30 protein-coding genes are annotated in these 24006 nt (G+C 39.5%); 5 read left to right on the plus strand and 25 right to left on the minus strand.

Features of this window, described 5'->3' with window-relative positions; translation table 11 throughout:
- Window positions 1-43: 43 nt before the first annotated feature.
- From ADH90_RS07285 to ADH90_RS07380, 20 genes are all read right to left on the minus strand, one after another.
- A complete protein-coding gene (locus ADH90_RS07285; protein ID WP_049530654.1) occupies window positions 44-979 on the minus strand; it encodes a manganese-dependent inorganic pyrophosphatase in 936 nt (311 codons plus the stop codon).
- A gap of 84 nt (window positions 980-1063) precedes the next feature.
- Window positions 1064-1348, minus strand: a complete 285-nt coding sequence (locus ADH90_RS07290; protein ID WP_049530655.1) for a GIY-YIG nuclease family protein — start codon at window positions 1346-1348, stop codon at window positions 1064-1066.
- Window positions 1338-2084 carry a tRNA1(Val) (adenine(37)-N6)-methyltransferase gene (locus tag ADH90_RS07295; protein WP_000229054.1) on the minus strand — a complete coding sequence of 249 codons (747 nt, stop codon included), beginning with the start codon at window positions 2082-2084 and terminating at the stop codon, window positions 1338-1340. The genes ADH90_RS07290 and ADH90_RS07295 overlap by 11 nt, the downstream gene beginning before the upstream one ends.
- 48 nt (window positions 2085-2132) lie before the next feature.
- The gene (locus ADH90_RS07300; RefSeq protein ID WP_049530657.1) at window positions 2133-2495 is read right to left on the minus strand and encodes a S1 RNA-binding domain-containing protein; all 363 of its coding nucleotides are present in this window, start codon (window positions 2493-2495) and stop codon (window positions 2133-2135) included.
- A gap of 1 nt (window position 2496) precedes the next feature.
- Entirely contained in the window at window positions 2497-3897 is a 1401-nt protein-coding gene (locus ADH90_RS07305; RefSeq protein ID WP_049530658.1) for a bifunctional Cof-type HAD-IIB family hydrolase/peptidylprolyl isomerase, read from the minus strand.
- 80 nt (window positions 3898-3977) lie between these two features.
- Window positions 3978-4481: a GNAT family N-acetyltransferase gene (locus tag ADH90_RS07310; RefSeq protein ID WP_049530705.1), complete on the minus strand. Its 504-nt coding sequence runs from the start codon at window positions 4479-4481 to the stop codon at window positions 3978-3980.
- Window positions 4482-4831: 350 nt separating this feature from the next.
- Window positions 4832-5071 carry a 30S ribosomal protein S18 gene (gene rpsR / locus ADH90_RS07315; RefSeq protein WP_000068664.1) on the minus strand — a complete coding sequence of 80 codons (240 nt, stop codon included), beginning with the start codon at window positions 5069-5071 and terminating at the stop codon, window positions 4832-4834.
- 32 nt (window positions 5072-5103) lie between these two features.
- Window positions 5104-5574, minus strand: a complete 471-nt coding sequence (gene ssbA, locus ADH90_RS07320; protein ID WP_049530660.1) for a single-stranded DNA-binding protein SsbA — start codon at window positions 5572-5574, stop codon at window positions 5104-5106.
- Between the two features lie 11 nt (window positions 5575-5585).
- Window positions 5586-5876, minus strand: coding sequence for a 30S ribosomal protein S6 (gene rpsF / locus ADH90_RS07325; protein ID WP_049530661.1), 291 nt, complete (start codon window positions 5874-5876; stop codon window positions 5586-5588).
- A gap of 128 nt (window positions 5877-6004) precedes the next feature.
- Complete coding sequence (locus ADH90_RS07330; protein WP_049530662.1) at window positions 6005-6661, minus strand: CBS domain-containing protein; 657 nt, start codon at window positions 6659-6661, stop codon at window positions 6005-6007.
- Between the two features lie 376 nt (window positions 6662-7037).
- Window positions 7038-7748, minus strand: coding sequence for an ABC transporter ATP-binding protein (locus tag ADH90_RS07335; RefSeq protein ID WP_049530664.1), 711 nt, complete (start codon window positions 7746-7748; stop codon window positions 7038-7040).
- Window positions 7748-8512, minus strand: coding sequence for an ABC transporter ATP-binding protein (locus ADH90_RS07340; protein WP_049503117.1), 765 nt, complete (start codon window positions 8510-8512; stop codon window positions 7748-7750). The genes ADH90_RS07335 and ADH90_RS07340 overlap by 1 nt, the downstream gene beginning before the upstream one ends.
- On the minus strand, window positions 8512-9468 hold the full coding sequence (locus ADH90_RS07345) for a branched-chain amino acid ABC transporter permease (protein ID WP_000662278.1): 957 nt from the start codon (window positions 9466-9468) through the stop codon (window positions 8512-8514). Before ADH90_RS07345 ends, ADH90_RS07340 begins: the two co-directional genes overlap by 1 nt.
- A gap of 3 nt (window positions 9469-9471) precedes the next feature.
- Window positions 9472-10341 carry a branched-chain amino acid ABC transporter permease gene (locus tag ADH90_RS07350; RefSeq protein ID WP_000941435.1) on the minus strand — a complete coding sequence of 290 codons (870 nt, stop codon included), beginning with the start codon at window positions 10339-10341 and terminating at the stop codon, window positions 9472-9474.
- A 115-nt stretch (window positions 10342-10456) separates the two neighbouring features.
- Window positions 10457-11617, minus strand: a complete 1161-nt coding sequence (locus tag ADH90_RS07355; RefSeq protein WP_049530666.1) for an ABC transporter substrate-binding protein — start codon at window positions 11615-11617, stop codon at window positions 10457-10459.
- An 87-nt stretch (window positions 11618-11704) separates the two neighbouring features.
- Window positions 11705-11974: a YlbG family protein gene (locus tag ADH90_RS07360; protein WP_049530668.1), complete on the minus strand. Its 270-nt coding sequence runs from the start codon at window positions 11972-11974 to the stop codon at window positions 11705-11707.
- Window positions 11975-12049: 75 nt separating this feature from the next.
- Window positions 12050-12640 (minus strand): ATP-dependent Clp protease proteolytic subunit ClpP, encoded by a 591-nt coding sequence (gene clpP / locus ADH90_RS07365; RefSeq protein WP_000613459.1) that lies wholly within the window; start codon window positions 12638-12640, stop codon window positions 12050-12052.
- Between the two features lie 172 nt (window positions 12641-12812).
- Entirely contained in the window at window positions 12813-13442 is a 630-nt protein-coding gene (upp, locus tag ADH90_RS07370) for a uracil phosphoribosyltransferase (RefSeq protein ID WP_000517029.1), read from the minus strand.
- An 86-nt stretch (window positions 13443-13528) separates the two neighbouring features.
- Window positions 13529-13996 (minus strand): deoxycytidylate deaminase, encoded by a 468-nt coding sequence (locus ADH90_RS07375; protein WP_000136981.1) that lies wholly within the window; start codon window positions 13994-13996, stop codon window positions 13529-13531.
- A gap of 18 nt (window positions 13997-14014) precedes the next feature.
- Window positions 14015-14572 (minus strand): TetR/AcrR family transcriptional regulator, encoded by a 558-nt coding sequence (locus tag ADH90_RS07380; RefSeq protein WP_000840875.1) that lies wholly within the window; start codon window positions 14570-14572, stop codon window positions 14015-14017.
- Between the two features lie 124 nt (window positions 14573-14696).
- On the opposite strand from ADH90_RS07380, the gene ADH90_RS07385 reads away from it, so the two are divergent.
- The 4 genes from ADH90_RS07385 to ADH90_RS07400 all read left to right on the plus strand — a co-directional run bounded on the left by ADH90_RS07385 (window position 14697) and on the right by ADH90_RS07400 (window position 17974).
- Window positions 14697-15542 carry a DegV family protein gene (locus tag ADH90_RS07385; protein WP_049530669.1) on the plus strand — a complete coding sequence of 282 codons (846 nt, stop codon included), beginning with the start codon at window positions 14697-14699 and terminating at the stop codon, window positions 15540-15542.
- A 227-nt stretch (window positions 15543-15769) separates the two neighbouring features.
- Window positions 15770-16948: an NAD(P)/FAD-dependent oxidoreductase gene (locus tag ADH90_RS07390; RefSeq protein WP_049530670.1), complete on the plus strand. Its 1179-nt coding sequence runs from the start codon at window positions 15770-15772 to the stop codon at window positions 16946-16948.
- Between the two features lie 38 nt (window positions 16949-16986).
- Window positions 16987-17508, plus strand: a complete 522-nt coding sequence (locus tag ADH90_RS07395) for a DUF1697 domain-containing protein (protein ID WP_049530706.1) — start codon at window positions 16987-16989, stop codon at window positions 17506-17508.
- Window positions 17509-17518: 10 nt separating this feature from the next.
- Window positions 17519-17974, plus strand: coding sequence for an 8-oxo-dGTP diphosphatase (locus ADH90_RS07400; RefSeq protein WP_049530671.1), 456 nt, complete (start codon window positions 17519-17521; stop codon window positions 17972-17974).
- 120 nt (window positions 17975-18094) lie between these two features.
- On the opposite strand, the gene ADH90_RS07405 is transcribed toward ADH90_RS07400, so the two are convergent.
- Entirely contained in the window at window positions 18095-18835 is a 741-nt protein-coding gene (locus ADH90_RS07405; protein ID WP_049530672.1) for a MerR family transcriptional regulator, read from the minus strand.
- A gap of 230 nt (window positions 18836-19065) precedes the next feature.
- On the opposite strand from ADH90_RS07405, the gene ADH90_RS07410 reads away from it, so the two are divergent.
- Window positions 19066-20406, plus strand: coding sequence for a sodium-dependent transporter (locus ADH90_RS07410; protein WP_049530673.1), 1341 nt, complete (start codon window positions 19066-19068; stop codon window positions 20404-20406).
- Window positions 20407-20448: 42 nt separating this feature from the next.
- On the opposite strand, the gene manA is transcribed toward ADH90_RS07410, so the two are convergent.
- From manA to ADH90_RS11405, 4 genes are all read right to left on the minus strand, one after another.
- Window positions 20449-21393, minus strand: coding sequence for a mannose-6-phosphate isomerase, class I (gene manA / locus ADH90_RS07415; protein ID WP_049530675.1), 945 nt, complete (start codon window positions 21391-21393; stop codon window positions 20449-20451).
- A gap of 120 nt (window positions 21394-21513) precedes the next feature.
- Window positions 21514-22953, minus strand: coding sequence for a 6-phospho-beta-glucosidase (locus ADH90_RS07420; protein WP_049530676.1), 1440 nt, complete (start codon window positions 22951-22953; stop codon window positions 21514-21516).
- Between the two features lie 187 nt (window positions 22954-23140).
- Window positions 23141-23488 (minus strand): VOC family protein, encoded by a 348-nt coding sequence (locus ADH90_RS07425; RefSeq protein WP_049530678.1) that lies wholly within the window; start codon window positions 23486-23488, stop codon window positions 23141-23143.
- A 42-nt stretch (window positions 23489-23530) separates the two neighbouring features.
- On the minus strand, window positions 23531-23686 hold the full coding sequence (locus tag ADH90_RS11405) for a hypothetical protein (protein ID WP_162837481.1): 156 nt from the start codon (window positions 23684-23686) through the stop codon (window positions 23531-23533).
- Window positions 23687-24006 lie beyond the last annotated feature (320 nt).

Below are 24006 nucleotides of genomic sequence, written 5' to 3' on the forward strand. Positions count from 1 at the left end.
TGACTCCTTTTTAACAATGGGTATCCCCATTTTTATATTACAATTAAGCATTAAAGCTTTCAGTCAATTGTGGTACCACTTGTTTCTTACGTGAAACGGCACCTGGAAGGAAAGCATGGTTGCTTTCAAGTTTGAAGTTGAAAGCTGCTTCTACCTTGTCCATGTTGGCACCAAGTGCAAGAATTTCTGAGTTTGAGTTGACAATATCAGTAATCATCAAGACAAAGTCAGAGTAGCCATTTGCTGTATTTGCGGCTTGGATGGCTGCTTCGATTTCAGCTTGGCGTTCCAAGACTTCAGCAATATCAACTGTATTCACTTGGGCAACACGTACGTTGTTACCGTTCAATTCAAAAGTCTTTGCATCGATGTCGATCAATTCTTCTGCTGACTTGCTTGCCAAATTTGTACCAGCCTTGAGCATTGCAAGACCGTATTCTTCCAAGTTCACACCAGCTAATTCAGCCAATTCAGGCGCAATCACCTTATCAGATGGGTGTGTTGTTGGAGATTTCAAAAGAAGAGTATCTGAAATTAAACCTGATAGCATCAAACCTGCGATTTCTTTTGGAACAGCTACACCGTGTTCTTTGAACATGCGGTAAACGATAGATGATGCTGATCCAACTGGTTCCAAACGCATGTAAAGTGGACTGGCAGTTTCAAAATTAGCCACACGGTGGTGGTCCACAACACCATAAACTTCTACTTCAGCGATATCTGATACAGATTGTTGGAATTCATTGTGGTCAGTTAAGATAACTTGTTCTGTACCTTCCGCTTTAGCAGATGTGATCACGCGCGGTGCTTCCACACCAAAATAGTTCAAAACAAAAGCTGTTTCTTCATTTGGAGTCCCAAGAGCTACCGCTTCTGTATCCAAGCCATAAGCTTCTTTTGCAAGATACGCAAAGGCTACAGATGACCCGATGGCATCTGAATCTGGATTTTGGTGACCAAATACTAGAATCTTAGACATGATAATACCTCGTTTCTTTATTCACTCTATTGTAGCATTTTTTTCAATTTTTGACAAAAGTAAGAGGAGTCAAAGGACTCCTCACTAGATCTCGAAAATATTGGCTAAATTCCTATCTTGATTGTCATTTAGATAGCTTACTTTATGCAGACGTGTCTTGCGCTTGAAAAGAGCTTCGGCTGACATGGCTTCTTCTTTACTATCGAAACCTTCTACATAGATAAGTTTTACTGGCAACCGAGCTCGTGTGTACTTGGCTCCCTTACCACTATTGTGAACGGCGATTCTTTTTTTGACATCCGTTGTATAGCCAGTATAGTAGGTACCATCACAACACTCTACCACATACATGTAAGCCTTATGATCCATAGTAAATCTCTTGAATTTCTGGAGTATAGGAACCATCATCATTATGAACAATGAGTGGTGGCAGAACCTTAAAACCACTAGTGGAGCCGTCCTTGATAGCCTCGATCAAAAGCATATTGGCTTCTTTCTCCCGTTTAGGGTAAACAAATTGCAGACGCTTTGGAGCTAGATTATGCTGTTGAAGCGTGTCTAAAATATCTAACAATCGATCTGGACGATGAACCATGGCTAGACGCCCATTGGATTTGAGAATACTTTGGGCACTACGGCAGATTTCCTTAAGATTGGTCGTAATTTCGTGCCGAGCCAACAAATAGTGCTCACTCTCGTTCAGATTAGAATTTGGGTCCACCTTAAAATAGGGAGGGTTGCATAAAATCAAATCAACCTTACTCCCTTGAATGTAAGCAGGCATATTTTTCAAATCATCACAAATGACCTGCATCTGTTCTTCTAAGCCATTTAATCGGACTGACCGGTCTGCCATATCCGCCAATCGTTCTTGGATTTCAACAGACAGAATTTTCGCCTTAGTACGACTACTGGCAAAAAGTCCAACAGCTCCATTACCCGCACAAAAATCCACTATCAAGCCATTTTTAGGAAAGCGAGGAAAGCGTGACAAAAGTACACTATCCACCGAATAGCTGAAAACCTCTCTATTTTGAATAATCTTGATATCTGTAGAAAAGAGCTGATTGATTCTCTCTCCTGATTTTAATAATTCTTCTACCATACTTCTATTATAACAAACTATATTAACATTTCAAGAGAGAGAAATCAATTAAGACTTTTTCTTATTTAGATTAGAGATAGCTTCCTTGGTCCAGATAGGCATCATGCGAGCCAAAGGAGCAAATCCGTATTTGACACGGTCACTTGAAAAACGTCTCCGTCTCGGTAATTGATGTTTCTCTTCTTCCAAAGTCCGAACAGAAAGACTTGCTTTCCCTGTATATTCGTCCAAATCGACAACCTGGACTTGAACTTCTTCACCGATTTTCAGTACATCATAGATATTCTCAATAAATCCTGTACGAATTTCAGAAATATGAATCAAGCCCGTGATACCAGTCTCTAACTCCACAAAGGCTCCATAAGACTGAATCCCTGTAATTCGCCCTGTTAGCTTATCACCTATTTTCATCCTAGTCCTCGATTTCAATCGTTTCGATAACGACATCTTCAACTGGCTTGTCCATTGCACCTGTTTCTACACCTGCAATTGCATCCAGAACTTCATAAGAAGCTTCATCTGCAAGCTGTCCAAAAACTGTGTGACGACGATCAAGGTGAGGAGTTCCACCTTGTTCCGCATAAATTTCCGCAATTGGTTCTGGCCAACCACCACGAGCAATTTCTTTCTTAGAATATGGCAAGTGTTGATTCTGCACGATAAAGAACTGGCTACCGTTTGTATTTGGTCCAGCATTAGCCATAGAAAGGGCTCCGCGAATATTGTAAAGTTCCTCTGAAAATTCGTCTTCAAATGACTCACCATAGATTGATTCGCCACCCATACCAGTTCCAGTTGGATCTCCACCTTGAATCATAAAGTCTTTAATAATACGGTGGAAAATTACCCCGTCATAGTAACCATCTTTTGACAGAGCGATAAAGTTGGCTACTGTTTTTGGTGCATGTTCAGGGAAAAGCTTAATGCGCAACTCTCCATGATTTGTCTTAATAGTCGCAATCGGACCTTCTACTGCTTCAATGTCTACTTGCGGAAACTGTAATTCTTTTTCTACCATACCAAATCCTTCTAAGGCATCAAAAATGCCATCTTCTTCTAATGTTTTTGTAATATAATCTGCTTTTTCTTTGATTTTATCATGAGAAATTCCCATAGCAACACTAATACCTGCATAATCAAAGAGTTCTAAATCGTTAAGTCCGTCCCCAAAAACCATGACGTTTTCAGATTTAAAACCTAATTGGTCTACAACTTTTGCAACCCCAGCTGCTTTTGAGCCAGAAATCGGCACCACATCTGACGAATGTTCATGCCAGCGTACCATACGCAAAGTCGATGCTAAACTTTCAGGTAAAGTCAGGTCATCTCCCTGATCCTCAAAAGTCCACATCTGATAGATGTCTTCTTTTTCATAAAAATCAGGATCAACATCCAAGTCAGGATAAATTGGATCAATGGCCTCACTAATCAACTCAGTTCTAGTGGAGAGTTTAGCAGTATGACTACCAACTAAACCATATTCAATCCCAACTTCCTTGGTCCAAGCAATATAGGTTTCAACTTTATCTTTAGCGATTTTGTTACTATCAATCACATTGCCTTTTTTATCCTCAATATAGGCACCATTCAAGGTAACAAAAAAGTCAGGTTTTAGCTCGCGAATCTCTGGCACGACACCGAAAATCCCACGACCAGTCGCAATCCCAGTCAAAATACCTTTTTCACGCAATTGTTTAAAAACAGTTGAAATTGAGGTGGGGATAAAACCAGTCTTTGAGTTTCTCAACGTATCATCAATATCAAAAAAAATAACCTTTATCTTTTTTGCCTTATATCTTAATTTCGCATCCATCACCTTTCCTCCTTCAATTCACTCTTTCCATTATACCATAAAGTAGAGAAATCCCACATCCCCAATAAAATCCTTGTCTCTTATCCGAATTCCTTTACTAGATACAAAACCAAATCATCATTATTTTGGCTAGTTGCATTCATTTCCAAGGGTTGATTTCGATACCAGACACCTGTCCCATCTGGAATGTAGCCCCGTCTGATATACAATCTCTGGGCAGGGCCATAGCCTAAGTGCAAACCTACACCAAGAGTGACCTTACTCGAAACAAACTTGACTCGTTTTTCTGCTTCTTCTAGCAGTTGATTCCCAATCCCTTGATTTCGAAAAGGCTCAAACACATTAAAATCTGATAATTCTGGATAGACTTCTGCAAAAGGACCATGTTTAGCAGAGGGCAAAATGGTAACGTAGCCCGCTACAGCACCATCAATCTCTGCAACTAAGACTTCTCTCTCCCCACTTTCCTGTTCCAGAAAATATCTAGCCAAAATATCCTCTCTACCAGGCCAACCTTGATTCATAAATCCATGAGATAAGGATTCAATATCAGACTTAATCATATTTCTAATCGTACAATTCATCTTTGACTTACCCACCTTTACTCTTTCTATTACCATTATAGCACGCCAAGGTCAGAAAAAAACTATCTCGTGAAAAAAGATCCAACCGGGTTTTAATTCGCTTTCTTGTTTTCAAGCTCATGAAAAAGAGGGCCACTGGACCCAAACTCGCTCCCTCATTTCAAAGCTCGTGAAAAAAAGACCCATCGGGATCTTAATTCGCTTTCTTATTTTCAAGCTCATGAAAAAGAGGGCCACTGGACCTCAACTCGCTCTCCCTTTTCAAAGCTCATGAAAAAAAGACCCACCCGGGTCGTAATTCGCTTTCTTGTTTTCAAGCTCATGAAAAAGAGGTCCCCCGGACCTCTTTTTTAATCTTCGTTTACGAAAGGCATCAAAGCCATTACGCGAGCGCGTTTGATAGCTGTTGTTACTTTACGTTGGTTTTTAGCTGAAGTTCCTGTTACACGACGAGGAAGGATTTTCCCACGTTCTGAAACGAAACGGCTAAGAAGCTCAGTATCTTTGTAATCAACATATTCAATTTTGTTTGCTGCGATGTAATCAACTTTTTTACGGCGTTTGAATCCGCCACGACGTTGTTGAGCCATGTTTTTTTCTCCTTTATAGTATTAATTGTCCATTAGAATGGTAAATCATCATCTGAAATATCCAAAGGATTCGTTGTTCCGAATGGATTTTCATCACGTGAAAAGTCAGGTACTGATTGAGTAGGTACTGAATAGTTTGAACTTGGTGCAGAATAAGATCCACCAGTATGTCCTTCACGCACACTACGGCTTTCCAACATTTGGAAATTCTCAGCCACGACTTCCGTCACGTAGACACGTTGTCCTTGCTGGTTATCGTAACTACGAGTCTGAATACGACCTGTCACCCCGATAAGTGAGCCTTTTTTAGCCCAATTAGCAAGATTCTCAGCCTGTTGGCGCCACATAACGACATTGATAAAATCAGCCTCACGTTCGCCATTTTGACTCTTAAATGTACGGTTTACTGCAAGAGTAAAAGTCGCAACTGCTACATTTGATGGGGTATAACGCAACTCAGCGTCACGAGTCATACGCCCTACAAGTACAACATTGTTAATCATAATCTACCTTCTTACGCGTCAAGTTTGACGATCATGTGACGAAGAATGTCAGCGTTGATTTTTGAAAGACGGTCAAACTCTTTAAGAGCTGCATCATCATTTGCTTCAACGTTAACGATGTGGTAAAGTCCTTCGCGGAAATCTTGGATTTCGTATGCAAGACGACGTTTTTCCCATGTTTTTGATTCAACAACAGTTGCACCGTTGTCAGTCAAGATAGAGTCAAAACGTGCTACCAAAGCGTTTTTCGCTTCTTCTTCAATGTTTGGACGAATGATATAAAGAATTTCGTATTTAGCCATTGATATGTTCCTCCTTTTGGTCTAATGACCCCAAGACATTGCAAGGGGTAAGTGAGGTTTGCTCACAATAAATTATTATACTAGAAAAAAATTTTTTTAGCAAGTAAAAACTGCTTCTATTTTATTTTTTACAGTTTTTTTGCTAAAGTTTGTGTAATTTCTTCAACTTGAATATTCTCAGATTCAAATTTCTGTTTAAAGGTAGCTAGATCAACCGTTCCCTCAATTTGAACTTCGATAACAATCTTACCATCTTTACGTGGAATATTAACAGTATGAGAAATATTTAGATTTTCCTCAACGATTAAAGAAACAATCTTACCAAGTACCCCAACTTCATTTTCTGTGATAAAACGAACACGGATTCCCTCTTCGCCATAACCAGAAATTTCAAGAAATGCTCTGAATACATCACGGTCAGTAATGACACCATAGACTTGTCCATTATCAATAACTGGCAAGATTCCAATCTTATTTTTCAGCATAAGGTAGGTTGCATCTTCCAAACTTGCATAACCGGAGACAGTTACAACATTACGAATCATGACGTCTTTTACTTTTGTTTTATTAAGCAAGTAATTCATCTCAAAGATTGAAAGACTCGTTGCTTTTGATGGACTGGCTTCAGCAATTGTTCCTTCTGTTACTAGACCAACTAATTTATCATTTTCAATAACAGGAAGACGATGCAAACCTTGCTCGCGCATCAAGTCTGCTGCATGTGCTACAGTCGTATCTGGGCTAATATATACGACCTTACGTGTCATAAAATCTTTAACTGCCATAGGAACTCTCCTTTATGTTTATAGCTTTATTATACACTTTTTGCGAAAATCAATCAAACGCTTTCATCTCTTTTTCAAGATTCTGAAAACTCTGAAATACTATAAAAAGAGCCCTATATTAGGGCCCTCAATCTTATGATTATGTAATTTGTTTGGCAATCTTTCCCGCAGACTAAGACAATCTTTATCTGCCGACTAAAACAATCCACTGGATTTGATGATTGTCAAACAATCTCTATCCACCGACTAAAAAGGTCACCCAGACTAATGTGGATTGCTTTGCAATCTTTATTCGCAACCTAAACTAGTCTCCCAGACTATACGAAGATTACTAGGCAATCCTTATCCGCCGACTAAAACAATCCACTGAATTGTTTTAGCCACCTAGATATGCTTTTCTGACTTCGTCTGACGCTGCGAGCTCTTTACCTGTTCCTGATAGGACAATCTTTCCTGTTTCAAGAACATAGCCTCGATCTGCGATAGCTAGTGCTTTATTGGCATTTTGCTCGATCAAAAGAACGGTCGTACCTTGTTTTTGAATATCTTGGATGATATCAAAAATTTCTTGGATAAAAATTGGAGCAAGCCCCATTGATGGTTCATCTAAGAGAAGAAGTTTAGGCGTTGACATAAGCGCACGTCCCATAGCAAGCATCTGCTGTTCACCACCTGATAGAGTAGCTGCATCTTGGTTTTTACGTTCTTCTAAACGCGGGAAACGTGAAAATACTTTTTTCAGATTTGCTTGATTTTCTTCACGATTTTTCTTAAGGAAGGCTCCCATTTCCAAGTTTTCCATAACTGTCAAACCAGGGAAGACGTGACGTCCTTCTGGTACTTGAGAAAGTCCTGATGCCACAATTTTTTGTGCAGGCATCTTTTGGATTTCTTGTCCCAAAAATTCAATTCGACCAGAACTTGGACGAACAAGGCCTGATAAGGTACTAAGGATAGTTGTTTTACCAGCACCGTTTGCACCGATAAGGGAAACAACTTCTCCTTCATTGACTTCAAAGCTCACATCACGTACAGCTTGAATCATACCATAGTGTACTGAGAGGTTTTCAACTTTTAACATAGACATTAGGCTTCACCTCCAAGATAAGCTTCGATAACACGTTTATTGCTCTTGATTTCATCTGGTGTCCCGTGAGCAATCAAACGACCGTACTCAAGAACATAGATACGCTCCGTAACTTCCATAACCAAGTTCATATCATGTTCAATCAGCATGATAGTAATGTTGAATTCATCCTTAATACGACGAATCAACTCAGTCAATTCTGCAGTTTCTTGTGGATTCATACCCGCTGCAGGCTCATCCAAGAAGAGGATTTTAGGTTCTGTAGCAAGAGCACGAACAATTTCCAAACGACGTTGTTGACCATAGGCTAAATTTTTAGCTAGAGTTTCAGCATCTCCATCCAAATCAAAGATTTTTAGTAATTCTAAGGCTTTAGCTTTCAATTCTTTTTCATTCTTATAAAAAGCTGGTAAGCGCAAGAAACTTGCAAAAACATGTTGTTTATGATGATTGCTAAATGCAATCAGAACGTTATCCAAAACTGTCAAGTCTTTAAAAAGGCGGATATTTTGGAAGGTACGCCCTAAACCAAGAGATGCGATTTTATAGGGTTGCTTGCCATTTAACAAGTGACCATCCAAGGTTACTGTTCCTTCGCTTGGTTCATAAACACCTGTCAACAAGTTGAAGAGGGTTGTTTTCCCAGCACCATTCGGTCCAATCAAACCAACAAGTTCACCTTCGTTCAATTCGAGAGTGACGTCCCCAACGGCTGTCAGACCACCAAAATGTTTGGTTAAATTTTTTACTTCAAGCAATGCCATTAGTTTTGTCCCTCCTTCTTACCTTTTTTAAAGAGACGTGATAGGCTCAATTCCCATGTCCCAAGAAGACCACCTGGTCTGAAGATCATAACGAGTACTAAGGCCAAAGCATAGATAATCATACGAACGCTGGCCACGTCTTGAAGGAGCATGTTCAAGATTCCAAGCACGATTGCAGCAACAATTGCCCCTGTAATGGATCCTAAACCACCAAATACAACGATAATCAATACATTGATAGAGTTGATGAACGTATAATCTTTTGGTACGACTGATCCGATAAATCCTGACTGAAGAGTACCAGCGATACTTGCAGTAACAGCACCAAAAACAAAAGCGATGATTTTGATTTTTGTAGTATTTACCCCTACTGACTCAGCAGCAATCTCATCTTCACGAACAGATAAAGTTAAACGCCCGATAGGACTACGAAGGAAATTGAGAGTAGCAATCGTTGTAATCACAGCAAAGAAATATACCATTTGCCAAGTTGTAAAGTTAGGAATCCCCAAAATACCAGCTGCACCGTTTGTAAGGCTTCCACCATTAATAATGAAGATACGAATAATTTCAGCAACACCAAGTGTCGCAACCGCAAGATAATCCCCTTTCAAGCGTAAGGTAGGAATTCCAACGACCAAGGCAACCAGACCAGCAATGATTGCACCGAGCAACATAGCTCCAAAGAATGCACCATAGGTTGGAGATTTTGATCCGATAATGGCTGCTGCATAGGCACCAATAGCCATAAATCCAGCATGTCCAAGTGAAAACTGACCAGAAAACCCAACGATAAGGTTAAGACCTACTGCTAGAATAATGTTGATACCGATTTGTTCAATAATCTGAATATGGAAAAGGTTCAAGACTCCTACAGAAACCAATAGGCTAATCAAACCATATCCAAGCAACAAAAGGAATAACCATAGAATATTAACTTTTAAATTTTCTTTCATTGTTTACACCTTCTCTTTCACATTCTTACCGAGGATACCAGCTGGGCGAACAATCAAGATTAAGAGCAAGATTCCATACACAATGGCATCACGGAAATCTGACATTCCGAAGGCGGTAGCAAATGTCTCCAAAAGACCAATAACAAAGCCACCCAGAGCTGCACCAGGGATAATTCCGATACCACCAAGAACGGCAGCCACGAATGATTTTATACCTGGAGTCATTCCCATCAATGGTTCAAGAGAGTTATAGTAAAGCGCAATCAAGACACCCGCTGCACCAGCTAGAGCTGAACCCAATGCAAAGGTGAAACTGATTGTACGGTTCACGTTAATCCCCATCAGCTGAGCAGCATCACTATCTACAGAAACAGCACGCATAGCTTTCCCCATCTTGGTTTTTTGTACGATGAGTTGTAGAAGAACCATCAAAACAAGTGAGACAGTCAAAATCAACAATTGAATATTTGTTAGACTGATTGGTCCTAAGTCATAACGCACTGTTTGGATTGCTTGAGGGAAGGCACGTGTGTTGGCACCTACCAGATAGACCATTCCATACTCCAGTAAGAAGGATACCCCGATAGCTGTAATCAATACAGAGATACGAGTTGAATGACGTAATGGACGATAAGCTAGGAACTCAATGATAACACCGAGAATCGCTGTACCGATCATCGATAAGATCAAGGCAACAAAGAAATTTAATTGCAAGGAATTAATCAAAAAATAACCCATGAAAGCACCCATCATGTAAATATCACCATGGGCAAAGTTAATGAGCTTGATAATTCCATAAACCATAGTATAACCTAGGGCTAGTAGCGCATAGACACTACCCAAGATTAGACCATTGACAAGTTGTTGAAGCATATGGTTCACTCTTTCTAATTATTATTTTTAGGATTTTTTTAAAAAAAATAATCCTTTCATAAATACCGAAACAGGGAGTGAGTAGAAGCTCATTCCCCATTTACAATATCTATAATTATGGTTTTACGACTTCTGCTGCTTCAACCTTACCATTGTTCATAGTCATCATGTAAGCAGTTTTGACTGTGTTGTGGTCTGCATCGAAGCTGGTTTGACCAGTTACACCTTCAAAGTCTTTTGTTTTAGCAAGGTTATCCTTGATTTCACCAGAGTTTTTAGCACCTTTTGCTGCGTTTGCTACAAGGTGAACTGAATCATAAGCCAAGGCTGCAAATGTTGATGGTTCTTCATTGTACTTAGCACGGTAAGCATCAAGGAAGGCTTTTGCTTTTGCTGAAATTTCTACAGTAGTTGAGAAACCTGAGATGAAGTAGATATTTGATGCGCGTTCAGCAGTTGCTTGTTGTACAAACTCTTCACCGTTGAATCCATCACCACCAATGATTGGTTTATCAATTCCCATACCACGAGCTTGGTTTACAATCTTACCAGCTTCTGTGTAGTAACCTGGTAATACGATTGCATCAAAGTCTTTATCTTTGATTTTTGTCAAAGCTGCTTGGAAGTCAGTGTCACCTGATACAAACGTTTCATCTGCTACGATTTCGCCTGAGAATGAATCACGGAATGATTTTGCAACTCCTTTAGCGTAGTCGCTTGAGTTATCAGTATACAAAACAACTTTCTTAGCGTTCAACTTGTTTGTAACATAGTTAGAAATGATTTTTCCTTGGAAACTATCTTGGAAAGTTCCGATAAAGAGGTAATCTTGACCTTTAGTCAATCCATCTTGAGTCGCACTTGGCGAAATCAATGGAACACCTGCTTTTGTAGCGTTCGCTACCGCAGCTGCAGTTGCACCAGATGTCGCAGGTCCTACGATTGCTGATACTTTAGATTGGGTTACAAGGTTAGTTGTAACTGAAGCTGCCTCAGCTGTTTCAGACTTGTTATCTTTATCAACTACTTCGATTTGTTTTCCATCGATACCACCTGCGGCATTGATTTCATCAACGGCAAGTTGGGCACCTTTTTGTTCAGATGTTCCGTAGGCAGCTACGGCACCAGTTTCTTCGAAGTTAAATCCGATTTTGATTGTCTTTTCATCTACTGAGTTACCAGCAGCGTTTGACGCTCCAGACTTCACTTCTCCACAGGCTGCAAGAAGTGCTACACTTGCAAGCGCCACAAACGATAGGGCAAATTTTTTCTTCATCTTTTTTGTCTCCTTTTTTCTTAAATAAATAGCATGTTAAGAATATACCGAATTATCTGAAAATTGTCAACACATTTATCTAAATTTTTACATGATAACGTTTTCGCTATTTCTGTAGAGACTACCAACAAAGGGAGTTTCCAATTCTTGGATATGACATTGTCTCACTTTTTTGACAAATTTCTCTTTTCCTAAACGGCTAACCAGTTCTTCCACTTCTTCTGTTGGGACATAAAGTTGCAGATAACGGTGTTTTTTAGAGTGGTAACAAATATCACCATAATTATCGAGTTTTTTTGCATCACGATTATAGTATAGGTAGATAATCAGACCAGACCGATTCTCTTTTTGAAACATATTACAACTTCCTTCTAAAAATCTTCTTACTATTATATCAAAAAAAGCAAACTCAGTCGAGTTTGCTTCAAAAGATTAATTCAAAGAATTATTAGCCATGATTTCATCAATGAAACCATATTCAAGTGTTTCTTGAGCGCTCATCCAGTAATCACGTTCAGCATCTGCATGGATTTGCTCAACTGATTTACCAGAATTATCTGCAAGAATTTGCTCCAAAGTCTTACGAGTTTTAAGCAAGTGTTCAGCAGCAATCGCCATATCTGTTTGCTGTGTACCACCACCTGTACCACCCATCGGTTGGTGAATCATGTACTCGGCATTTGGAAGCATAAAACGCTTGCCTTTTGCTCCACTTGAAGCAATGATTGTTCCCATTGAAGCAGCCATCCCCATAACAATGGTTTGGACATCTGCCTTGATAAAGTTCATAGTATCAACGATTGCCAAACCAGCTGATACAGAACCACCTGGAGTATTTACATAAAGGTAGATATCTTTTGTACTATCTTGGGCATCCAAGAAAAGCAATTGGGCGATAACTGAATTGGCCATATTGTCTTCGACTGGTCCAGTCAACATAATGATACGATCTTTTAAAAGACGTGAGTAAATGTCATATGAACGTTCTCCACGACTTGTTTGTTCAATAACTACAGGAATCATTCATTTCTCCTTCTGATTTCTAAATTTCCTAGTCAAGCGACTTGATACAGGACTATTATATCTTTTTGGTCAAAAAAGGTCAAATTTTTGCTCTATCCTAAAAACAGACACAAAAATTCAACCTCCTTTCTAGACTAAAACTAATGGACAGTTTTAGGGTAAGCTTAGAATTCTACTTAGTTCCGAACAAACGGTCTCCAGCGTCACCAAGACCTGGAACGATATAGCCATGTTCGTTCAAGCGTTCATCCAAAGCTGCTGTAAAGATTTCTACATCTGGGTGAGCTTCTTGAAGAGCTTTTACACCTTCTGGAGCAGATACAAGGCAGACAAATTTGATGTTTGAGGCTCCACGTTTTTTGAGGGAATCAACAGCCAAGATTGCAGAACCACCTGTTGCAAGCATAGGGTCAACCACAAAAATTTGACGTTGGTCGATATCTTCAGGTAATTTAACCAAGTATTCTACTGGTTGAAGAGTTTCTTCGTCACGGTACATACCAATATGTCCAACTTTGGCTGCTGGAACCAAGCTCAACAGCCCATCGACCATCCCGATACCCGCACGCAAGATTGGAACAATTGCCAATTTTTTACCAGCCAATTGTTTTTGGACTGTTTTTGTGATGGGTGTTTCGATTTCAACGTCTTCAAGCGGAAGATCACGAAGCACTTCATATCCCATCAACATAGCAATTTCATCTACTAACTCACGAAAAGCTTTTGTAGAAGTGTCTGTGCGACGCAAGATTGACAATTTGTGTTGAATGAGCGGATGATTAATGACTTCAAGTTTTCCCATTTTTTGAATTCCTTCTTTCAATTTACTCTTCTTATTATATCAAAAAATGGTTTAAAAATCCTTCTAAACCATCTTTTTTTTAATTTTTAAATCAAGTTAGCTTCTTGAAGAGCTGCTTGTACTGTCTCAAGTGGTAAATGGGTCAACTCTGTCCCTTTTTCACGATAGAGATACTGGGCGTAGTCGTCCATACGGTACTGATTAATATAAACGACACGTTCACAACCTACCTGAAGCAATTGCTTGGTACAGTTGAGGCATGGAAAATGTGTAACGTAGGCTGTAAATCCTTTTGGAACGCCACGTTCTGCCCCTTGTAGTATAGCATTTACCTCTGCATGAAGAGTGCGTACACAGTGGCCCTCAATCACCAGACAGTCATGGTCAATACAATGCTCCGTTCCTGATACAGAACCATTGTATCCTGTTGAAATCACCTTATTATCCTTGACTAAAACAGCTCCTACCTTAGCGCGTTTACAGGTTGAACGATTGGCAATCAATAGAGCTTGAGCAGCAAAATACTCATCCCAAGCCAGTCTTTTTTCTGTCATATCTTCTCTCCTCTTGGTTTATTTTTTGAAAAATGGTAGGCGTAAATCTGCAATTTTTTCAGCCGGAACCTTCATTCCATCCTTGATCCACTTAAGCAAAACTGATACGATGGCCGAACTCCAAAAAGAATGCAGGTAAGAGCTGACTCCTTTTGATTTTCCATAGTATTTTTCTAAAAATTCTTGCATGGCTTGCACAAAGATTTTTTCCAAGTGGTAGTCCAAGGCAAGCTGAATAACCTTCGCCTCTTTCTTGGCTTCTCTAAAGAGGCGAACCCAAACCAGATAGAGGTCCGTTTTAACATCGTAATGACTCAATTGCTCCATAATGTTATGGACGCTTCGTTTAAAGACACTTTCTAAAATCTCTTCTTTGGAGTCATAGTTTCGATAAAAGGCTGCACGGGAAACACCAGCACGTTTGACCAATTCGGAAATGCTAATCTTTGTCAATTCCTTTTTCTCCAAAAGTTGCAAGAGAGCTGTTTCAATAGCTTCTCTGGTCAGTAAATTGGATTCTTGATTGGATTTTCTGAGATTTTCAAGTGAATTTTCAGAAATTCTTCGTTCGGCCATAACACTTCCTTTCTACTTGTGACAACAGAGTGACGAGACTTTTGTTTTAAGATTTTTCATGATATAATTGTAAAAAAAGACAGAACCTTTGTCAATGTATAAGTGATAAAGATGGAGAATTTCTATGACTTGGAAGATTGTAGCTGACTCTGGTTGTGATTATCGTCAACTGGCAAATCCAGCAATTGATACTGAATTCATCAGTGTTCCCTTAACCATTCAAGTGGCTGATCAAGTCTTTATTGACGATGCTAGTCTTGATATTGACAAAATGATGGAAACCATGTATGCAACTTCTGAAGCTTCAAAATCAGCCTGTCCTAGCCCTGATGATTACTTGCGAGCATTTGAAGGGGCAAAACATATTTTTGTAGTGACCATTACCGGAACTCTTTCTGGTAGTCAAAACAGCGCTCAATTAGCTAAGAATCTCTATCTCGAAGAACATCCTGATACTCAGATTCATGTTATTGACAGCTTGTCTGCTGGTGGGGAAGTTGATCTAATCGTTGAGAAAATCAATGATTTGATTGACCAAGGACTTTCTTTTGAAGAAGTGGTTAATGCTATTACTGCTTACCAAGAAAAAACTAAGTTATTGTTCGTTCTCGCTAAGGTTGATAATCTGGTTAAGAATGGTCGCTTGAGTAAACTGATCGGTACAGTTGTTGGGCTCCTCAATATTCGTATGGTTGGGGAAGCAAGTGAAACTGGAACCTTGGAACTTCTCCAAAAGGCTCGTGGTGCTAAAAAATCTCTTCAAGCTGCCTATGAAGAATTAATTAAAGCCGGCTATGCTGGTGGACGTATCGTTATGGCTCACCGCAGTAATGATAAATTCTGCCAACAGCTCTCAGAGCTCTTACGTGAAAAATTCCCACAAGCTGAAATCAAAATTATCCCAACCTCTGGACTCTGCAGTTTTTATGCTGAAGAAGGTGGACTCCTCATGGGATATGAAATTGACTAATTTATATAAGACAGAGGTCGGGATTCAATGTCCCGACCTCAATTTTTATCAGCAATTATCTTTTCTACTGTAGCTGAGTAGACTTTTGTACTGATAATTTCATCTTGTCAATACATAAGTTTGAAGAAGCCACCGGTTTGATAAAGATTCACGGGGCTAGGTACTATCATGCAAAACTTGATCTATCGATTTCTGTCCCTCCGTCTTTTTTATGGTACAATACTTTTATGAAATATTTTGACACTATTGTAATCGGGGGAGGCCCGGCTGGTATGATGGCTACGATTTCAAGTAGCTTTTATGGGCAGAAAACACTTCTCATCGAAAAAAATCGAAAACTTGGAAAAAAATTAGCTGGTACTGGTGGTGGTCGTTGCAACGTGACCAACAATGGAACTCTGGATGACCTATTAGCTGGCATCCCCGGAAATGGCCGCTTTCTATACAGTGTCTTTTCCCAGTTTGACAACCATGATATCATCAACTTTTTTACTGAAAATGGCGTAAAACTCAAGGTCGAAGACCATGGCCGCGTCTTTCCAGCCAGTGACAAATCTCGGACCATTATCGAAGCACTGGAAAAGAAAATCATGGAGCTAGGTGGGCAAGTTGCCACTCAAACAGAGATTGTTTCGGTTAAAAAGATTGACGACCAGTTTGTCCTGAAGTCTACAGATCAAACCTTCACTTGTGATAAACTCATTGTCACAACAGGTGGAAAATCCTATCCTTCTACTGGCTCTACTGGTTTTGGTTATGAGATTGCTCGCCATTTCAAACACACCATTACCGAGCTTGAGGCTGCTGAAAGTCCATTGTTGACTGATTTCCCGCATAAGGCCTTGCAGGGGATTTCCCTAGACGATGTGACCCTAAGCTATGGCAAGCATGTCATCACTCATGACCTACTCTTTACCCACTTTGGTTTGTCAGGTCCTGCTGCGCTACGCATGTCTAGCTTTGTCAAGGGTGGGGAAATTCCCTCTCTAGATGTCTTGCCACAACTTTCAGAAGGTGACTTAGTTGACTTTTTAGAAGAGAACCGTGAAAAATCCTTGAAAAATGCCTTAAAAGCTATACTCCCTGAACGCTTGGCAGAATTTTTTGTGCAAGGATATCCTGAAAAAGTCAAACAACTAACTGAAAGAGAACGCGATCAACTTCTCCAGTCTATCAAGGCACTCAAAATCCCTGTGACAGGAAAAATGTCCTTGGCTAAATCCTTTGTTACCAAAGGAGGTGTTAGTCTCAAGGAAATCAATCCTAAAACGCTGGAAAGTAAACTGGTTCCTGGCCTTCACTTTGCAGGAGAGGTCCTAGATATCAACGCCCACACGGGTGGCTTTAACATCACTTCTGCCCTCTGTACTGGCTGGGTGGCAGGCTCAAACTTAATCTATAAATGATTTAGTATCTAAGGATGTTAGATAAGAAAGGAACTACTTTGGAACATATTATCTTACTAAGGGGAGTTACTCCTAATGGAAAAAATGCTATCCCTAAAATGTCTTATCTAGTAGATATCTTGATAGAGGCTGATTTTCAACAAGTTCGAACCTATATTCAAAGTGGGAATATCATTCTTGAAAGTAACTTATCTCTGGAAGAAATACGAGAACAGGTTCACACTCTAATAAAGGAAAAAATTGGTGCTGATTTAAAAATGGTAATCAAGAACAAAAATGATTTTGCAAAAATTGTCCAAGAAAACCCATTTGGAAAACACTATCTTGTTGACCGAATACATGTGATCCTTTTTCAAAATGATATCCAAAGTCTACCATTAGAAAAATTGGATGGTGACTATGGTGAAGAAGAAATTTGTATCGGCAACCATTGTCTTTACCTCTATCTCCCTAGAACTGCAAAACGAAAAAAACTTAATACCAACTATCTTGAAAAGCTGTTCGGCGTTGATCTGACCATGCGAAAGTTAAACGTGGTAGAAAAATTACTAACAAAATAGGAAAAATAATATGAGCAGAAGAGAATCAGTCGAATTTGTCAACATGTGCTTGATTAAAAATGGAGACAAGGTCCTAGTTCAAGACCGAGTTAGTCCTAACTGGCCTGGCATTACTTTTCCTGGTGGCCATGTTGAACGTGGCGAATCCTTTGTCGATGCTGTCATTCGTGAAGTGAAAGAAGAAACTGGTCTAACCATTTCTAAAACCCAACTCTGTGGTATCAAAGACTGGTATGATGATGCAGATTATCGCTATGTTGTCCTCTTTTACAAAACAGAACACTTTACTGGTGAGCTCCAATCTTCAGACGAAGGAAAAGTTTGGTGGGAGGATTTTGAAAATCTATCTCATCTAAAATTAGCTACTGAGGATATGTCTGATATGCTTCGTGTTTTTCTTGAAGAAGATCTCAGTGAGTTCTTTTACTATAAGGATGGGGAAGACTGGTCTTACCAACTCAAATAACAGTAAATCGGCAGAGGTATCTCCGCCGATTTTTAGCTTGTCTAATCTTCAAGCTAGGTCTGTGTCCTCCAATTAAAATTCTGTTACTGGCTTTTTCAGTTCTAGCTTGGTCTTTGAGTTTTATCGAGTTTGTGTGCCTACATAGTGGGCAATGACATCTGATGTGTACTGTGCTGTTCCTGGCCCAAATTTGTCAATATTTTCCTTAAACTCTGGATTATAGACATATCCTTTTCCGATATGACCGAAGACTTCCATAGAGCAGTCAAATCCATAAGTACGAATAGCTTGTAAGAGCTTGGCTGCTTCCTCTTGATTTTCAGATGCTGTTGCAGGTAGACCATCTTTGAGATTTTGAGCCAAGGCTTGAAAGATTTGATTAAAGGCTGTTGTAGCTTCATCCTCTCGTCCTTTTTGACGATCAAGGGCTTGATCCATGACTTCTTGGCCATATTTGTCTACCGCCTCTTGGTGGTATTTTTGATTGTCTTGGTAGCTAAATCCAGTGAATTTTTCCTCAATAGTCATTTTTCTTTCTCCTTTTTGTTCTTGAATGGTTTTTTGTAAGGTTGAAATCAAGGTGTCTAGATGTTGCCTCTCCTGGGTTAAATAATCCAACTGTCTAGTTAAATGTGACAATATATCTGTCGTATCTTCCTTCAATAACTCTGCTATTTTTTCTAAAGAAAAGCCTAGATACTTGTAATAGAGGATAACCTGAAGTCGTTCTAAATCCTCTTGACTGTAGGTTCGATAGCCATTTTCTGACTTTAACGGAACCAAGAGTCCTATCTTATCATAATGGTAGAGGGTCTTGACGGAGACACCTGAAAGTTGCGCAGCTTCTTTGATATGGTACATGATTTCCTCCTCACATAAATAGTATATACCCTCCCCTTTGAGGAGAGTCAAGTATTTTATCATTTTTTTATAAAAACATGAAAATCGCTTTCTTGACAGACTTGAAAAATCATGATAGGATAATCAAGTCTATCAATCAAATAAAAAGCTCATAAAGAGCAATTGAGAGAGGGCTATTTGACAACTCAAGTAGCCTTTTCTTATTTAGAAAACTAGATTGGAGTTTAACAATGTCTGAAAAATCGCAATGGGGCTCAAAACTGGGCTTTATCCTTGCATCTGCTGGTTCTGCTATTGGTCTTGGAGCCGTTTGGAAGTTCCCTTATATGACCGCTGCCAATGGTGGGGGAGGGTTTTTACTGGTCTTTCTCATCTCGACACTATTGATTGGATTTCCACTTCTCTTGGCTGAATTTGCCCTCGGTCGGAGCGCTGGCGTGTCAGCAATCAAAACCTTTGGAAAACTTGGCAACAATAACAAGTACAATTTTATCGGTTGGATCGGTGCCTTTGCCCTTTTCATCCTCTTATCCTTTTATAGTGTTATTGGGGGATGGGTTTTAGTGTATCTAGGTATCGCTATTGCTAAAGCCTTCCAAGTTGGGATTAGCAGTGATTATGCCCAGCTCTTCACAGATATTATTTCTAATCCATGGATTGCCCTTGGTTCCCAAGCCCTCTTTATCTTCCTCAACATTTTTATCGTATCTAAGGGAGTTCAAAAAGGAATTGAAAGAGCATCGAAAGTTATGATGCCCCTGCTCTTTATCATCTTTATCATTATTATCGGGCGCTCTCTTAGCTTGCAAAATGCTATGGAAGGTGTCGTATACTTCCTCAAACCTGACTTTTCAAAACTGACAAGTGCTGGTCTCCTCTATGCTCTAGGACAGTCATTCTTTGCTTTGTCCCTCGGGGTTACGGCCATGTTGACCTATGCTTCTTACCTAGATAAGAAAACCAATCTGGTCCAATCAGGTATGTCTATCGTTACCATGAACATTTCTGTATCGATCATGGCAGGACTAGCTATTTTCCCAGCTATGTCAGCCTTCAATATTCAGTCTGAAGGTGGCCCTAGTCTCCTTTTTATCGTTCTACCCCAACTCTTTGACAAGATGCCTTTTGGAAGTATTTTCTATATTCTCTTCCTCTTACTTTTCCTCTTTGCGACGGTCACTTCTTCTGTCGTTATGCTGGAAATTAATGTTGGAAATATCACTGACCAAGATAACGAAAAACGTAATAAATGGAGTCTTATTTTAGGTATCTTGACCTTTATCTTTGGTATCCCTTCGGCCCTATCCTATGGTCTTATGACTGATGTTCAAATCTTTGGGAAAACCTTCTTTGATGCTATGGATTTCTTGGTTTCCAACCTCCTCATGCCATTCGGCGCCCTCTGCTTGTCTCTCTTTACAGGCTATATTTTCAAAAAGGCACTGGCAATGGAGGAACTCCATCTTGATGAAACACCTTGGAAACAAGGACTTTTCCAAGTCTGGCTCTTCCTTCTTCGTTTCATCATCCCAATTATCATCATTGTGGTCTTTATCGCCCAATTTATGTAAATACAAAAAAGGACTTGAGTAATGAACTCAGGCCCTTTCTTTTTATGGATGACTAACAATCAATTCTAGACCTTGACCTTCCAAAGTCCATGATTCAACATCGCTTGGCAAGATAAAGTGGCTACCTTTTTGGATTGGATATTCCTTACCGTCTACAATGAGCTGACCTTGACCAGTCAAGACACTTAACAAGCTGTAATCAGCTGTTTTTTCAAAGTCAACTTTTCCAGTAATTTCCCACTTGTAAACTGCGAAGAAATCATTAGAGACAAGTAAAGTTGAACGTAAATCATCTGCTTTGACAGTCACAGGACGGCTATTTGCAGGCTCACCGATATTTAAAACATCGATGGATTTTTCAAGATGAAGCTCACGCAAGTTGCCATTATCATCCCTACGGTCAAAGTCATAAACACGGTAGGTTGTATCACTAGACTGTTGCGTTTCAAGGATCAAGATACCTGCCCCGATAGCGTGCATGGTTCCACTTGGAACATAGAAGAAATCCCCAGCCTTAACAGGAACCTTTGTCAGCAAGGCATCCCAGTTTTTATCTTCAATTTGCTGGCGGAGTTCTTCCTTTGACTTGGCATTGTGACCGTAAATAATCTCTGATCCTTCATCTGCGGCGATGATGTACCAGCACTCTGTTTTTCCGAGTTCGCCCTCATGCTCTAGTCCATAAGCATCATCTGGATGAACTTGAACACTGAGCCAGTCATTAGCATCAAGGATTTTGGTCAAAAGTGGAAATACTGGTTCTGGACGGTTGCCAAACAACTCACGGTGTTTCGCATATAAAGTAGCGAGGTCTGTTCCTTGATAGCGTCCATTGGCTACCTTAGAAACTCCATTTGGATGAGCTGAGATTGCCCAATACTCACCAATCTTTTCACTTGGAATGTCGTAGCCAAACTCATCACGTAGTTTAGTCCCACCCCAGATTTTTTCTTGCATAACTGATTGTAAAAATAATGGTTCTGACATCTTGATCTCCTGTCTGATTTTTCTCCCCTCATTATAGCAAAAAGCTAGGTCTAATTGAACTCTTTTTCATATCTTATAAAGTAGGGAGAAGATTTTGTAAAAATAGTGAATAAATGTGTTCTACTCAATGCTTGCACCATTGCTGGCAATGACGTCCTTGTACCAGTAGAAGGATTTCTTCTTGCTCCGTTTTAGGGTTCCATGACCAGCATTATCACGATCCACATAGATAAAGCCATAGCGTTTATTCATTTCACCTGTTCCAGCTGACACCAAATCAATACAGCCCCAAGTCGTATAACCAAGCAAGTCAACCCCGTCTTGGTAAATAGCATCTCGCATAGCCTTGATGTGGGCTTCTAGATAAGCAATCCTATAGTCATCTTCTACATAGCCATTTTCATCTGGCGTATCCATAGCGCCTAGCCCATTTTCTACGATGAACATAGGCTTTTGGTAACGATCCCAGATGGCATTGAGGGTGATACGAAGCCCCAATGGGTCAATCTGCCACCCCCATTCTGAGGATTCTAGATAAGGATTTTTGAGAGAGGCAAAAACATTTCCAGCTGTTAATTCTTTAACTTCTGGATCACCTGAGGCCACTCGACTTGCATAGTAAGAGAAGGAAACAAAGTCAACAGTGTAATTCTTCAACAAGTCTAGATCCTCTGCCGTCATTTCAATCTCAATTCCTTCACGCTCCCACTGCTTCTTGGCATAATTTGGATATTCCCCACGCGCTTGAACATCGATGAAAAAGTAACTCTTACGGTCTTCTTCCATAGCAGCCCAATAGTCTCTCGGATGAGCTGTGTTAGGATAATACTGCCCTGCTGCCAACATACATCCAACCTTGTTTTCTGGGTCAATTTCGTGGGCAATCTTAGTCGCAAGAGCTGAAGCTACCAACTCATGGTGAGCCGCTTGGTATTTAACCTGTTCTTGATTTTCTCCTTCTTCAAAACTGAGCCCAGCTCCCATAAAGGGGGCATGGAGAATCATGTTGATTTCGTTAAATGTTAGCCAGTATTTGACCAAACCCTTGTAACGGGTAAAGAGTGTGCGACAAAGTTTTTCATAGAAGTCCAACATCCGACGATTGCGCCAACCGCCGTATTTTTCAATCAAGTGCATAGGACAGTCGAAATGCGTGATAGTTACCAGAGGTTGGATTCCATACTTCTGGCATTCCTTAAACAAATCCTCATAAAAAGCTAAACCAGCTTCATTTGGCTCTGCTTCATCTCCTTTGGGGAATATTCTTGTCCAAGCAATGGAAAGCCGATAAGTTTTAAAGCCCATTTCTGCAAAAAGCGCAATATCTTCCTTGTAATGATGGTACATATCAATAGCTTCCTTGGCTGGGTAAAAATAGCCCTCCTCAAATGAAAACATCTTTTTCTGACCTGTGATAATGGCTTCACGATCCTTACCGATGGGGACGACATCAACATTGGCCAATCCACGACCGTCTAAATTATAAGCCCCCTCACATTGATTAGCTGCCGTAGCACCACCCCAGAGGAACCCCTCTGGAAATTGTAGTATTTCTGTCATCACTTTACCTCACTTGATTTACTACTTTTATTATACCACTAAATTTTTAAATGAATCTGAAACTTGATAACCCCTTCATATCGAAAAAAATAAAGAAAAGACCGGATGACTCCGATCTTTCAATAGTTTATATTCTCACATTCTGTTTTAAGAATCATTAAGGTTAACTTCAAATGACTAAGCGCCCTTATTTCATTCTATAAAAATCAATTACTAGACCAGCAGGGCCTCTAACTAATAAGGACTCTGTTCCCCAATCCGTTTCACAAGGACCGTGTAAAATCTCGACATCAATCTCTTTTAAACGTTGGTAATTCTGATTTAGATCCTCAACCTCAATGTGAAGAATGATTCCTGACTGAAAATCTTCCAAAGGAATCAAATGATGTTGAGACAACATAAGACAGTGACTGCCAATCGTGAACTGAGCAAAACTGTTATCAACATAGTCAGCCTTTTTATCCAAAAGTCGCTCAAAGTCAGAACACACTTGGGAAACATCTGAAACAATAATATCTAATTGATTTAAATCCATTTACTCTCCTCTATAAAAATATTAGAAAACGAATACTCCTTATCAATGAATCGATTGATTGATGGTAAATAAGCCGTTAGAAATTATTTGAGCAATAAGTTCAAGACCATGAAAAATAAAACTTCCTATAATCAATCCTAGAATAATTGAACAGATAATCATGGTAATACAGATTAGATAAATATCCTTTTTTTCCATATCTTTCCTCCTAATATCTACTTATTGAGATACTTTCAATCCCAAGTTTCATTGGTCATTATGTGACTTCTCAAAGCCATAAAAAAGAGTAATGAACTGAATGTTATAATCATCCTTTATTTCTAATGAAATAAGAAAATCTACTTACCACACCTATTAAAAAAATCCTCTTTTCTATATCTGTCACATTTTCTATTATTACATTTTTATTATAAGATTTTAGGAAAGCGTTGTCAATTATTTATATGTGATTGCTTTATATAAAAAAAAGACCGGATTGCTCCGATCTTTTTAAGTTTCTCTCTAAGAAAATCAATGCA

Origin of the sequence: Streptococcus pseudopneumoniae (assembly GCF_001073085.1) — a bacterium.
GTDB classification, from domain to species: Bacteria; Bacillota; Bacilli; order Lactobacillales; family Streptococcaceae; genus Streptococcus; species Streptococcus pseudopneumoniae_M.